Origin of the sequence: Streptomyces sp. Act143, from assembly GCF_003143935.1 — a bacterium.
Taxonomy (GTDB): Bacteria; Actinomycetota; Actinomycetes; order Streptomycetales; family Streptomycetaceae; genus Streptomyces.
In genome coordinates this window covers 5,263,487-5,276,511 of record NZ_QFRX01000001.1, presented here as the reverse complement: position 1 = coordinate 5,276,511, position 13,025 = coordinate 5,263,487, and the positions used below count along the sequence as shown (strand labels likewise).

General features: G+C 73.8%; 11 protein-coding genes. 4 read left to right on the top strand and 7 right to left on the bottom strand.

Translation table 11 applies throughout. The annotated features are described in order from the left end of the window. Positions 1-27: 27 nt before the first annotated feature. The 4 genes from DI272_RS23895 to DI272_RS23880 form a co-directional block, all read right to left on the bottom strand. Positions 28-2,094 (bottom strand): hypothetical protein, encoded by a 2,067-nt coding sequence (locus DI272_RS23895; protein WP_109497331.1) that lies wholly within the window; start codon positions 2,092-2,094, stop codon positions 28-30. A 91-nt stretch (positions 2,095-2,185) separates the two neighbouring features. After that, positions 2,186-2,590, bottom strand: coding sequence for a hypothetical protein (locus DI272_RS23890; RefSeq protein ID WP_109497330.1), 405 nt, complete (start codon positions 2,588-2,590; stop codon positions 2,186-2,188). A 417-nt stretch (positions 2,591-3,007) separates the two neighbouring features. Further along, a complete protein-coding gene (locus tag DI272_RS23885; protein WP_109497329.1) occupies positions 3,008-3,616 on the bottom strand; it encodes an FMN-binding protein in 609 nt (202 codons plus the stop codon). 44 nt (positions 3,617-3,660) lie between these two features. Next, positions 3,661-5,034, bottom strand: coding sequence for a ferric reductase-like transmembrane domain-containing protein (locus DI272_RS23880; RefSeq protein WP_181387303.1), 1,374 nt, complete (start codon positions 5,032-5,034; stop codon positions 3,661-3,663). A 176-nt stretch (positions 5,035-5,210) separates the two neighbouring features. Between DI272_RS23880 and DI272_RS23875 the strand changes: the two genes are divergently transcribed. Next, positions 5,211-6,401, top strand: coding sequence for a 4-hydroxybenzoate 3-monooxygenase (locus tag DI272_RS23875; protein ID WP_109497328.1), 1,191 nt, complete (start codon positions 5,211-5,213; stop codon positions 6,399-6,401). Between the two features lie 105 nt (positions 6,402-6,506). Further along, complete coding sequence (locus DI272_RS23870) at positions 6,507-8,204, top strand: methyltransferase (RefSeq protein WP_109497327.1); 1,698 nt, start codon at positions 6,507-6,509, stop codon at positions 8,202-8,204. Between the two features lie 12 nt (positions 8,205-8,216). Here the strand turns inward: DI272_RS23870 and DI272_RS23865 are convergent, their stop codons facing one another. Then, complete coding sequence (locus tag DI272_RS23865; protein WP_109497326.1) at positions 8,217-8,771, bottom strand: GNAT family N-acetyltransferase; 555 nt, start codon at positions 8,769-8,771, stop codon at positions 8,217-8,219. A gap of 199 nt (positions 8,772-8,970) precedes the next feature. Here DI272_RS23865 and DI272_RS23860 point away from each other — a divergent pair, with 199 nt between their 5' ends. Both DI272_RS23860 and DI272_RS23855 read left to right on the top strand, forming a co-directional pair. Then, positions 8,971-9,738, top strand: a complete 768-nt coding sequence (locus DI272_RS23860; RefSeq protein WP_109497325.1) for a polysaccharide deacetylase family protein — start codon at positions 8,971-8,973, stop codon at positions 9,736-9,738. 315 nt (positions 9,739-10,053) lie between these two features. Then, positions 10,054-11,052: an NAD(P)-dependent oxidoreductase gene (locus DI272_RS23855; RefSeq protein WP_109497324.1), complete on the top strand. Its 999-nt coding sequence runs from the start codon at positions 10,054-10,056 to the stop codon at positions 11,050-11,052. A 21-nt stretch (positions 11,053-11,073) separates the two neighbouring features. Here the strand turns inward: DI272_RS23855 and DI272_RS23850 are convergent, their stop codons facing one another. Together DI272_RS23850 and DI272_RS23845 are read right to left on the bottom strand one after the other, a co-directional pair. Next, positions 11,074-12,189, bottom strand: coding sequence for a sensor histidine kinase KdpD (locus tag DI272_RS23850; protein WP_109497323.1), 1,116 nt, complete (start codon positions 12,187-12,189; stop codon positions 11,074-11,076). Continuing rightward, the gene (locus tag DI272_RS23845) at positions 12,186-12,908 is read right to left on the bottom strand and encodes a response regulator transcription factor (protein ID WP_109497322.1); all 723 of its coding nucleotides are present in this window, start codon (positions 12,906-12,908) and stop codon (positions 12,186-12,188) included. The genes DI272_RS23850 and DI272_RS23845 overlap by 4 nt, the downstream gene beginning before the upstream one ends. Positions 12,909-13,025 lie beyond the last annotated feature (117 nt).

Sequence of the window (13,025 nt, the reverse complement as noted above, 5' to 3'; positions counted from 1 at the left end):
GTGCGGCGGCTCCGGACCACGGGTCGGTCAGCCCTTGCTGCTGCCGTTCAGGGCGGCGAGCGACGTGTCCGCGACACCCAGCTCGCCCGCCTTCTCCAGCAGTTGCCGGAGCTGTCCGGCGTTCGCGCCGCCGGTCTTCATCAGCTTCATCAGCAGGGCGGAGACGGTCAGGTTCTGCACGTCGGCCGTGGAGACCGAGCCCAGGATGTGGCTCAGGTCGTCGGTGAAGCTCGACGTGCCCTCCAGCCAGGGCTTCGCCAGGGTCCGCGCGGTCTCGGAGTGCTGGACGAACCCGTCGACGCCCTTGCCGAGCGCGATCGACCCGACCAGCCGGTCGAAGAACACCGACTCCCCGCCGACGATGTCGATGTCGGCGTTCTCCAGCCCGGTGGCGAGCACCGTGGCCTGCGCCTCGGCGACCTGCCGCTGCACCTCCAGACCCGCGAGCCGGATGTCCTTCTCCGCCTCCAGCCGCAGCCGGTACTCCTCGTGCCCGCGCGAGGCGTCGTCCAGCGCGGCCATCGCCGCCGCCTTCTCGGTGAGCCCTTCGGCTTCGGCCTTCAGCTTCTCCCCGATGCCCGCCGCCTCGGCGAGGGCCTGCGCCTTGGCGCCCTCCGCCGTGGCGAGCGCCTTCGCCCGGGCGCCCTCCGCCTCGGCCCGCATCCGCGCCTGGGTGGCCTCGGCCTCCGCACGGCCGGCCTTCTCGATGACCTCGGCCTCCTTGTCCCGGACCTGCACGGCGGCCAGCCCCTCGGCGGCGGCCTCGGCCTGCACCCCCTCGGCGAGCCGCAGCTTGGCCCGGGCGTCGAGGTCGGCGGTCTTCAACCGGGCGTCGGCCAGGGTGAGTTCCTCGGCGGCGCGGTGCGTGGCGGCCTGCTCGGCGGCCTCCGCGGCCTTGATGTCCTTGACCAGCTGCTCCTGCGCCTCGGCCTCGGCGGCGATGACGACGGCCTTCCGCTGCCGCTCGGCGTCCTCGACGGCGCGCAGGGTCTTGACGGCCTCCTCCTGCTCGGCGACCGTACGGTCCACCGCGACCCGCTCCCGGATGACCTCGGCGATCTCCCGCTTCTCCGCCTCGACCTCCTTGGCGGCGGCGATCTGGGTCAGCTGGGTCTCCCGGTCGCGGGCGATGACCTCCAGCAGCCGGTCCTTCTCGACGCGCTCGTTCTCCACGGCGATGACCCGCTCGCGGTTCTTCGCGGCGACGGCGATCTCACGGGCCTGGTTCTCGCGCTGGATGCCGAGCTGTTCCTCGGTCCTGAGGAACGCGCCCTGGGCCCGCAGCCGCTCCTCCTCCACCACCCGCGCGGTCTCGGCCTCCTCACGGGCCCGCACGGTGTCGATCTCCCGCTTCTGCTTGATCTCGGCGTCGGCCTGGCGGCGCTCCAGCTCCAGGATGGCCTCCCGGGCGTCGACGTTCTGCCGGGTGATCTCCTTCTCCTCGGTGCGCTGGGCCTCGTTGGTGCGGACGTGCTCCACGGCCGTCAGCTCGGTGATCTTGCGGATGCCCTGGGCGTCGAGGACGTTGGCCGGGTCGAGCTGGGTGAGCGGCGTCTGCTCCAGGTAGTCGATCGCCGCGTCCTCCAGGTGGTAGCCGTTGAGGTCGACGCCGATGACCTCGATGATCCGGTACCGCAGCTCCTCGCGCTTGGTGTAGAGGTCGGTGAAGTCCAGCTGCTTGCCGACGGTCTTCAGCGCCTCGGAGAACTTCGCGTGGAACAGCTCCTGGAGGGTCTTCTGGTCGCTGGCCCGCTGGGTGCCGACGGCCTGGGCGACCTTGACGACGTCCTCGACGGTCTTGTTGACCTTCACGAAGAACGAGATCCGGATGTCGGCGCGGATGTTGTCCTTGCAGATCAGCCCGTCCTTGCCGGCCCGGGTGATCTCGATGGTCTTCACCGAGATGTCCATCACCTCGGCCTTGTGCAGCACCGGCAGCACGACCTGGCCGGTGAAGGTCACGTCGACCTTGCGCAGCTTGGAGACGATCAGCGCCTTGCCCTGCTCGACCTTGCGGAACAGCTGGGAGACGACGAAGAGGGCGAGCAGGCAGGCGGCGACGAGCACGCCGATGCCCAGGGTGACGGCATTCATGGCATACGTCCTTCAGGCATGAGGAAGTCGTGGGAGCCGCGGGACTCCCGGGAGAGGGCGCAGCGGCGCCCCGGGGAAGGCGATCCGGGACTCAGGCGGCCCGGTCACCTGCCGTGCGGCGGCCGGGGCCGGGTTCGTCGGGGAAGAGCCGGTGCAGCGGCCGTACGAACAGACACGTCAGCCGCCAGGCGGCGAAGAGCGCGGCCACCGGCGCCACCAGCCGCAGCACCCCGGCCGCGGCCCCCGTCGACGCGAGCGCGTCGAGCATCAGCGCCGTGCCCACGCCGAGAAGCCAGGCGAGCGCCGTCAGCAGGGACATCGCGACCGCCACCGGCACGCCGCCCATTCCCAGCGCGTCGAGGTCGAGGTCCGCGTCGAAGCTGTGCACGGCCGTGGCACCGACCGCGACCAGCAGCCAGAACCCCGCGACCACGATCAGGGCGGTGGTGCACAGGATCACGGGGAACCCGGTGGCGGCCTCGACGAGTGTCCGCATCCTTGGCCCCCTTTCCGGCACTCGGCGCCCCCGTGGACGCCCCATCGCCTGCGCCGTTTCCGGTGCCGCGCACCTGCCGGTGCCCGGCACCGGAACCATCCGCAGTGCTCCCCGCACGGCATGATGCCCGTCGGACACGCGCCCTCGCACTGCCGGTTCCCGGCAGTGTTCCCCGGGCTCTGCGTGCCGGTGAGGCGCTAAGAAACCGTCACCGGGGCGTCAGGATTGCGGCGGACGGCGTGCCGGAGCGGGAGATACCGGAGCAGTATCCGGGCGGCTGGGTGTGTCGACCCGCAGGGTCGTTGACGCGGCTGGGTGGTGGTCGGCGGGAGCGCGGTCACCGGGTACGACGGGCTCGGCGCCTGGCTCGCCGAGGGGCGCGCCTTCGCCGCGCGCCCGCCGCCGAAGCGGGACGGATCACAGGCCCGCCCGGTCCAGGGCGCTCTGCAGGGACTGCCGGTAGCCGGCGCTGGTGTAGGTGGCGCCGGACACCGTGTCGATGCGCGCGCTCTGTGCCTGGAGCGTCTCCTGGTCGAGCCTGGGGATCGCCGTGGAGTTGATGTCCCTGCTGCGTGCCGTCTCGTCGGGGGACTGGACGGCGTCGGCCGCGGTGATCCTGCCGCCGGTGACGGTGATGCGCACCTGGACCGGGCCGTACTTCGTCTCGGCCGTGGCGCCGGTGACGGTGCGGGTGGCGGGGGCGGGGGCCGGGGAGGTGGTCCGCGGGGCGGAGGGGGTGGCGGTGCCGGTCCTCGTGGGTGCCGTCGACGGGGGGTGCGAGGCACTCGCGGTGGGGGACGGCGTCCGCTTGTTCTTCTGGTCCGCCTTCGACGGCGCGGGGGACACGGGTGCGGGCGCCGCGGACGTGGCCGACGGTGCGGACACGGCCGTCCGTGACGTGGCCGCGGGGGCGGCCGCCGGGAGGGAGGGGTCCGTCGTCGGCTTGAGCGCGAGCAGCAGCACGATGCCGGAGACCGTGCCGACGGTCGCCAGCAGCGCGTGGCGGAACGGATGCTTCTTCCTCATGGCAGTTCCAGCGTGTCCGGGGCAGGGGGTGTCACAGCGGCACCTCAGAACACGAAGGACTCGTGGTGGATACGGCGGTGCGGGACCCCGGCCTCACGGAGCGCGGCGTACGACTCCTCGGCGAGGCCCTGCGGACCGCACAGGTACACGTCGTGACGCGCGATGTCCGGCAGGATCCGGCGCAGCATCTTCGCGGTGATCGCGGGCCTGCGCCCGTCCGGGCCGTTGACCGCGTACAGCAGCCGGGCGCCGCGTTCGTCCGCGATCTCCTCCAGTTCGTCGCGCAGCGCCAGCTCCTCGGCCGTGCGGGCCCGGTAGAGGAGGGTCAGGTCGCCGGGTGCCGCGGGCAGCGTCTCGAAGAGGGTGCGCAGCGGGGTGATGCCCGCCCCGCCCGCGAGCAGCAGCACCTTGCCGCGGCTGCGGCGGGCCGCCGTCATCGCCCCGTACGGCCCCTCCGCCCAGACCCGGGTGCCCGGCCGCAGCCCGGCCAGCGCCGCGCTGTGGCCGCCGGCGGCCTTGACGGTGATCCGCAGCAGGTCGGGGCGGGGCGGCGCGGAGAGCGAGTACGGGTGCGCGGTCCAGCGCAGGCCCCTGGTCAGGAACCGCCAGCGGAAGAACTGCCCCGCCTCGGCGCCCAGCCGGTGCAGCCGCCGCCCCCGGATCAGCACCGAGACCACGCCCGGCGCCTCCGGCACGACCGACTCGACCCGCATCCGGTGCCGGAGGTTGAGCCGCAGCGGGGTGAGCACGCGGTACCAGAGCAGCAGGGCGCCGACCCCGCCGTACAGCGCGTACCAGGCCGTACGGGCGGCGGCGTCCGCGACGAACTCGCTGCCGGTCGCGAGCTGGTGCCAGAAGGCGAGGTAGACCGCCGCGTAGGTGAGCAGATGCAGGTAGTACCAGGTCTCGTAGCGCACCCGGCGGCGTACGGCGCCCGCGGACACCAGTCCGACCAGGAGCAGCAGCAGGGTGCCCACGGCCGCTTCCGCCATCCTCGGGTACTCGGTGACGACCGTGACCGTCTGCGCCACGACGCCGGTGTCCGCCTGCAACGCGTACCCGAACAGGGTGAGCAGGACGTGGGCGAGGGTCAGGGAGAGGGCGTGGCGGCCGCTCCTCGCGTGCCACCGCACCACCCGGTCGGAGCCCACCCGGCGTTCCAGGGCCGGGACGCGGGCCATCTGGGCGATCACCAGGGCGATGAGATACCCGGCCAGCAGTCCGGTGATCCGGCCCGCGTTGACCAAGCGGTCGGCGGTGGTCGCGGCGACGGCCGGGGTGTGGTGCCACCACAGCCACAGCACGGCCCCCGCGCCCGCACAGGAGAGGGCGAGAAGGGGGGCCGCGGGGGAACGCCGGGGCCGGATGCGGCGCATGGCCTGCCGTCTGCCGGCCCGGCTGTGCTGGAGGGTCGTCATGGAGCGCGCTTTCCTGTGCCGCGGAGGGGCAGTGTGCGGGCCCCTCCCCTGTCCATCTGGTCCAGCGCGACGACCGGGCCGCGCATCACACCCGCCCCAACTGATGCCGCATTCAGGTGAATTCGGCCGGATGAACGTCTCTCCTCCACTTAGCATCCCATCTCGTGACAGACAGGATGAACGGGAGTATGACGGCCGAGGTCGTCGTCCTCGGTGCCGGGCCGGCCGGGCTCGTGCTCGCCAACCTCCTCCAGGACAACGGGATCGACTGCCTCGTCCTGGAGCGGGCCGAGCGCGCGCACCTCCGGACGCGGGCGCGTGCCGGGTTCCTGGCCGCCCACACCGTACGGATTCTGGAGCGGCACGGCCTGGCCGCCGGGTTGCGCCGGCACGGACAGGCCCACAGCACCTGCGAGTTCCGCACCGAGGCAGGATCGTTCCGCCTGGACTACGGCGGGCTGGGGCGCGGCGAGCGGCACACCGTCTACCCCCAGCAGCTGCTGGTCGCCGACCTGTTGACACGGCTCCTGGAGGCCGGCGGACGGGTCGAGTTCGGCACCGAGGCGGTGGCCGTCGTCGACCTCGACACCGACCACCCCGCGGTGACCGTGCGCGAACCCGACGGACGGCCCGGCCACCGGCGGGCGCGGTACGTGGCCGGGTGCGACGGACGGCACGGCGCGGCCCGGCGGTCGCTGCCGCCCGGCGCGGTGCGCCGCCATGCCTGCGATCACGGCGTGACCTGGCTCGGACTGCTCGCCGAGGCACCGCCCAGCCTGGACGCCGTCGGCTACGCGGTGCACGCGCGGGGGTTCGCCGGACACATGGCGCGGACCGACGAGATCACCCGCTACTACCTCCAGTGCGAGCGCGGCACCCGGGCCGGGTCCTGGTCCGAGGAGCGCGTCTGGGACGAGCTGGATCTGCGGATGCGGGCGAAGGAGCACGGGCCGCTGCACCGGGGCCGGTTCGTCCAGCGGGCCGTCGTCGACCTGGAGTCCGACGTGCTCGAACCGCTGCGCCACGGCTCGCTGTTCCTGGCGGGCGACGCCGCCGCCCTCGTCAGCCCGTCCGCGGCCAAGGGCGCCAACCTCGCGGTCCTGGAGGCGGAACACCTCGCCCACGCCCTGATCGCCGACCTGCGCCACGACGACCCCGACGGGCTCGACGCCTACTCCGCGCGGTGCCTGACGCACATCTGGCGTGCGCAGGAGTTCTCGCACTGGATGATCGGGCTGCTGCACCGGCCGTCCGGCCCGGACGGCCCGTCCCCCTTCCACGACGGCCTGCGCGACTCCCGGCTCGCCTCGCTGCGCACGTCCCGCAGCCGTCAGGACTGGTTCGCCGAGCACTACGTCGGCGTGTGACGCCCCTCACCCTCGCCCTCGCCCTCGCCCTCGTCCTCGCCCTCGTCCTCGTCCTCGTCCTCCCTCCCTCCTGACCCGCGTCCCCCTACCTGAGGATTTGCCGTAATGATCACGACGTTGTCGGGCGACACGTCCCGCCTGCTCGCGACGGTCGACTTCGTCAAGGAGCAGGACACCGCCACCCTGCTGCCGCTCCTGCTGCCCGGGCTCGACGGCCCCGAGCTGCGCGCTCTCTCGGAGGCCTGCCGCTTCTCGCACGCCGCGCTGCTCGTCTGCCCGTCCGGCCAGGCCGAGTCGGACGCGCTGCTCGCCGCCTGCGGGCTCGTCGCCCGGGCGGCGCCGCGGCCCAGTGTCGTCGTACGCGAGCGGCTGGCCCTGCGGCACCGGCGGCCGGCCGCCGAGCTGGACGTGCGCATCCTGCGTCCCGCGGTGGTCGGCGCGGACGGGGCGCACCGGACGGTCGAGGTGTTCGCGCTGACCGTGCCGCCGGGCTCGGGGCTGGAGGCGGTCGCCGCGGCCGAGCGGGAGCACCAGCACGAAGCGCACGTCGCCTTCGACGTCGTGGCGCCCGGCCCGCTGGTGCTGCGCGGCCTGTGCGCGAGCCTCGCGCGCCACGGAGCGGTCCCGGACGGCGGCGGCTACAACCCGCACGAGAACGGCACGGTCTTCTACTTCCGGACGCCCCCCGAGGGCAAGGCCGGATACCGGCGGATGGAGCTGTACGTGCCCGGCGACCACCGCGATCTGCTGGACGCGCATCTCGACGAGCACCGCGCACAGCACCCGGCGGAAACGCTTCTGCGACTGCTGACCGGGGCCTGGACCACCCAGGCCCTGGCCACGTTCGCGCGGCTGCGGGTGCCCGACGCCATGGACGTCGAACGGGGCACGCCGGTGGAGGAGCTGGCGCGGAAGGCGGGCGCACGGCCGGACAACCTGGCGACGCTGCTGCGGTACCTCGTGATGCTGGGCGCGGTGACCGAGGGCCGCGACGGCTTCCGGCTCACCGGGCCGGGCACACTGCTGCGCACCGACGCCCCGGGGTCGATGCGGGCGCTGGCGCTGATGTACGGCGGCCCGTTCTACCGGTCCTTCGGCGAGCTCGGGCACACCGTCCGCACGGGCGAGGTCGCCTTCGAGCACCTCCACGGCGAGAACCACTTCGACCACTTCGCCCGCGACCCCCACCTCGCGGAGCTCTTCGACCAGTCCATGGCCGCCGGGTCCGCCATGTTCGACCCGGTCCCCCTGCATCCGGTGCTCACCGCCGCGGCCGAGGCGCCCGGCGGCGGAACGGTGGTGGATGTCGCGGGCGGCAACGGGGAGTTGCTCGGCCGCATCCTCGATGCGCATCCGCACCTGAACGGCGTCCTGCTGGAGCGCCCGCACGCCGTCGAGACCGCCCGGCGCCGACTCGACGAGGCCGGCCACGGCACCCGGTGCGCCTTCCTGGCCGGTGACTTCGCGGACGTGCCCGCGGGCGGCGACGTCTACGTCCTGTCCCGCGTCCTGCACGACTGGGACGACGAGCGCTGCCGCGAGATCCTGCGCCACTGCGCCCGGGCGATGCCCGACCACGCCGATCTGCTCGTCGTCGAACGCGTCCTGCCCGACGACGGCTCGGTGTCGCTGGCCACCGCCTGGGACCTGCACATGATGTGCAACGTCGGCGGGCGCGAGCGGCGTGCCGACCACTACGCCCGGCTGTTCGCCGACGCCGGCCTGACACTGGTGAGCCGCTCCCCGCTGCCGCTGGACGGTCATGTGCTGCACGCCAGAAAGGTTTCGGCGGCCCGGCAGTGAGGTGCGGCCGGCTCAGACGGCGCGGCTGCGGCGTTCGATCAGTACGACGTCCCGCCACACACCGTGGAGCTGTCCCAGGCGTTCGCGCGTGCCCACGACGCGGAACCCCGCCTTCCGGTGCAGGGTGAGGCTCGCCAGGTTCTCGGGGAAGATGCCGGACTGGATCGTCCAGACCCCGGCGGCCTCCGTGGACCTGATCAGCTCGCGGAGCAGCGCCGCGCCGATGCCACGGCCGCGGGCGGCGGGGTGGACGTACACCGAGTGCTCGACGACTCCGGCGTACGCGCACCGGTCGGAGACCCGCGACGCGGCGACCCAGCCCAGCACCTTGCCGCTGTCGTCGAGGGCGACGTAACGGTGCTCGGGCAGCTTGGCGGTGTCGAACTGCTCCCAGGTGGGGGCGGTGGTCTCGAAGGTGGCGTTGCCCTCGTCGATGCCGAGTCGGTAGATCGTCAGAACCTGTTCGGCGTGCTCGGCGCCCAGCACGGCGAGGCGGAACCCGTCGGGTGCGCCGCCGGTCGGCGCGCCGGACGAAGAGGGCGGACGGTCGCTGGGCGTGGTGGCCATGGCGACCACGGTACCGGCGGCCCGCGCCGCGCCGGACGGGGCCGGGGGAGGCGGGCTGCTCCCCCGGTTGTCCGCGAACTCCCCCGGAATTGTCCGTGATCCGTAACGGACGCATCCCCGGGGCACCGTTCCTCGTCCTCCCCTGTGGTCGTGCGGACGGCCGGGGGTCGGCGAGCAACAGCGGGAGAGTGGGGCGGACATGGCGCGGCACGGTGGCGGGCGGGGCTGGTACGGCAAGGTCATCGGGGCGGCCCTCGGGGTGACGGTGCTGGCCACCGGCGCCTCGGTGTGGACCGCGCAGGCCGGTGCCACCGGTTCCGCGCCCAGGGCGACCGCGTCGGCGACGCCGGGCGCGGTCAAGCCAGTGGACGTGAGCATCGTGCACGCCTCCGACCAGGGCACGCGCGGCGTCAACATCACCATCGACGACGGGCCCGACCCCGTCTGGACCCCGCAGGTCCTCGACGTGCTCGCGCAGTACGGGGTGAAGGCCACGTTCTGCATGGTGGGCACCCAGGCGCAGGCGTACCCGGACCTGGTGAAGCAGGTCGTCGCGGCCGGGCACCGGCTGTGCGACCACTCGGTGTCGCACGACACCACCATGGACAAGAAGCCGCAGGCCTACCAGTCGCAGCAGATCCTCGACGCCGAGCGCATGATCACCGAGGCCTCCGGGGGCGTACGGCCGATGTACTACCGGGCTCCCGGCGGCGCCTTCACCCCCTACAGCCGCAAGCTCGCCGCTTCCCGCGGCATGCGCCCGCTGGGCTGGAACGTGGACACCAAGGACTTCGAGCGGCCCGGCACCGACGCCATCGTCGCCACCGTCCGGCAGGAGATCGCGGACGGCCCGACCATCCTCTTCCACGACGCCGGCGGCGACCGTTCCCAGACGGTGGCGGCCCTGCGCCAGGTCCTGCCCTGGCTGAAGGAGCAGGGATACAGCTTCGGCTTCCCGGTGCGCTGAACCACGCCGAACCCGGGCGCCGAGCCCGCGCGCTGAGCTCGTGCGCTGAGCTCGTGCGCTGAACCCCCGCCCTGAACCCGCGCGCTGAACCCGCCCGCTGAACCCGCCCGCTAAACCCCCGCCCTGAGCCGGTGCGCCAAACCCCCGCCCTGAGCCGACGCGCTGAACCACCGCCCCGAAGCCGCCCGCTGAACCGGTGCGCTGAACCACCGCCCTGAACCCGCCCACTGAACCCGCCCGCTGAACCCCTTACGGAGTCATGACGTACCCGCGTGCTCCCCTGGCGCGGGGCGGGCGCGGATCTAGCGTGGCCCCATGCGTGTACTGGTCACCGGCGGTGCCGGGTTCATCGGGTCCCAGATCGTCCAGGCGCTGATCGCGCACGGGCACGACGCGGTCGGGTACGACATCCGCGTCGACCCGGCCGCCGATGTGCGGGACGCGGCGGCCGTCGCCCGCGCCCTGCGCGGCATCGACGCCGTCTGCCACCAGGCCGCCAGGGTCGGGCTCGGCAACGGGGTCGCCGACGCCGCGGACTACGTCTCCCACAACGACCTCGGCACCGCCGTGGTCCTGGCCGCCATGGCGGACGCGGGCGTCCGGCACCTGGTGCTCGCCGGGTCGATGGTCGTGTACGGGGAGGGGCGGTACGAGTGCCCCCGGCACGGGGTCGTCCGCCCCGGGCCGCGGGCCGTGGACGCCCTCGACGCCGGGCGGTTCGAGCCGCCGTGCCCGGTGTGCGGGGCGGACCTCGCCCCCGGCCTGGTCGGCGAGGACGCGCCGGTCGACCCGCGCAACGTCTACGCGACGACCAAGCTCGCCCAGGAACACCTGGCCGCCTCCTGGGCCCGCTGCACGGGAGGTTCGGCGGTGGCGCTGCGCTACCACAACGTGTACGGGCCGGGGATGCCCCGGGACACCCCGTACGCCGGCGTCGCCTCCTTCTTCCGTTCCGCGCTCGCCCGCGGCGAGGCGCCGCGCGTCTTCGAGGACGGCTGCCAGCGCCGGGACTTCGTGCACGTACGGGACGTGGCCGCGGCCAACCTCGCCGCGCTGGAGGCGGGTTCGGCCCCCGGCACGCTCACCTCGTACAACACCGGCAGCGGCGACCCGCACACCGTCGGCGAGATGGCCCGCGCCCTGGCCGGTGCCTACGGCGGCCCCGAGCCGGTCGTCACCGGGGAGTACCGGCTGGGCGACGTACGGCACGTCACCGCCGACTCCTCGCGGCTGCGCGGCGCGTTGGGGTGGAAGCCGGCGGTCGGCTTCGAGGAGGGCATGACGGAGTTCGCGCGGGCCGGAATGCGGCCCTAGGACCGGTGGTGCTGCCCGCGTTCAGGAAGCGGCGGCGGGCAGCACCACCTCGAAGCGGCAGCCGCCGGGGATGTTGTGCACGGTCGTCCGCCCCTGGTGCGCCTCCACGATCCCCCGCACGATCGCGAGCCCCAGTCCCGCCCCCGCCGGCGGGGTACGGGCGTGGCTGCCCCGCCAGCCGGTGTCGAAGACGCGGGGCAGGTCCTCCTCGGGGATGCCGCCGCAGCCGTCCGTGACGGACAGCACCACGGCACCGTCGGGCCCGCGCTCGGCGGCGACCGCGACCGTGCCGTCGGCCGGGGTCCGGCGGATGGCGTTGACCAGCAGGTTGCCCAGGACCCGGCTCATCTCCTTGCCGTCCACCTCCACCGGCACCGGCTCGACCCGCCCGCCCACCAGCCGCACCCCGAGCTCCCGGGCCAGCGGATCGGCGCCCGCCAGCGCGTCGCCGACCAGGTCGTAGAGGGAGATCCGGGCGTACGACAGCGGCAGCGTGCCTGCGTGGATGCGGGAGAGCTCGAAGAGGTCGCCGACCATGGCGTTGAGGCGCTCGACCTCGGTGCGGATCTGGCGCAGATAGCGGTCGGGGTCGGCGGCGACGCCGTCCTCCAGCGCCTCCGACATGGCCCGCAGCCCGGCCAGCGGGGTGCGCAGGTCGTGCGAGATCCAGGCGACCAGTTCCCGCCGGGAGGTCTCCAACGCCCGCTCCCGCTCCCGGGATTCGGCGAGTCTGGCGCTGGTGGCGGCCAACTCACGACTGAGGGACTCCAGTTCGGCGGTCGCGGGCACCGGGGGCGCGGCGAAGCTGCCGCCGTCCCCGAAGGAGCGTGCGGCCACCGCGAGTTCGCGGCTGCGGGCGACGACCCAGCGGCCCAGCAGGAACGCGGTGGCCAGCGAGACCACGGCCGCCATCGCCACGACCGTCGTGACGACGGTCAGATCGTGCGGGGACAGGAACATCGCCCAGGCGACGGCGAGGGTCCCGGCCAGCATCGCGACCACGCCGACGGCCGCCACCACCGCCATGGACACGGTCAGCGACCGGTGCCGGACCACCCGCAGCACGGCGGCCCCGGCCAGCCCGGTGCCGGCGGCGCCGAGGAAGGCGTACAGGGCGATGAGGACGGTGTCGTTCACGAGGCCTCCCGCGCGCCGGCCGGGTCGAAGCGGTAGCCCACGCCCCACACCGTCTGGATCAGCCGGGGCCGGGCCGGGTCGTCCTCGATCTTGCCGCGCAGGCGCCGGACGTGGACGGTGACGGTCGACAGGTCGCCGAAGTCCCAGCCCCACACCTCGCGCATCAGGTCCTCGCGGGCGAACGCCCGCCCGGGGTGCCGCAGGAAGAAGGAGAGCAGGTCGAACTCGCGCAGCGTGAGGGCGAGTTCGATGCCGTTCTTGGCGGCCCGGCGGGCCGAGGGGTCGAGGACGAGACCGGCCGCGCCCAGCCGCCGGGCCGAGACGGCGGGCCTGCTGCGGCGCAGCACCGACTCCACCCGCAGCACCAGCTCACGGGGGCTGAAGGGCTTGGTGACGTAGTCGTCGGCGCCGACCTCCAGGCCCAGGATGCGGTCGTCCTCGTCGCCCCGGGCGGTGAGCATGATGACCGGGACCGGCCCGTCGCCGCGCATCCGGCGGCACACCTCCAGGCCGTCCATGCCGGGCAGCATCAGGTCGAGGACGACCAGGTCGGGCCGGTGGGCGGCGGCCCGGGCGAGGGCCGTGGGCCCGTCGTCGGCGCGGTCGACCACGTATCCCGCGCGGTCCAGATACCCGGCGACGACCTCGGCGACGGTCGGATCGTCGTCGACGACGAGAATCCGCGGGGCGGTCTTCTCACCCTGATACGGCTGCTGCATGCCTCCAGCCTGGCACCACGCGCCCGCCGGTGCGGTGCGCGGGCGGGCCGCGGCCCCGGACGTCCGCGTTTCGTAAGGAGCAGGAGTCCGGTATGCCCGATTCGCGTTCGTAGGGTG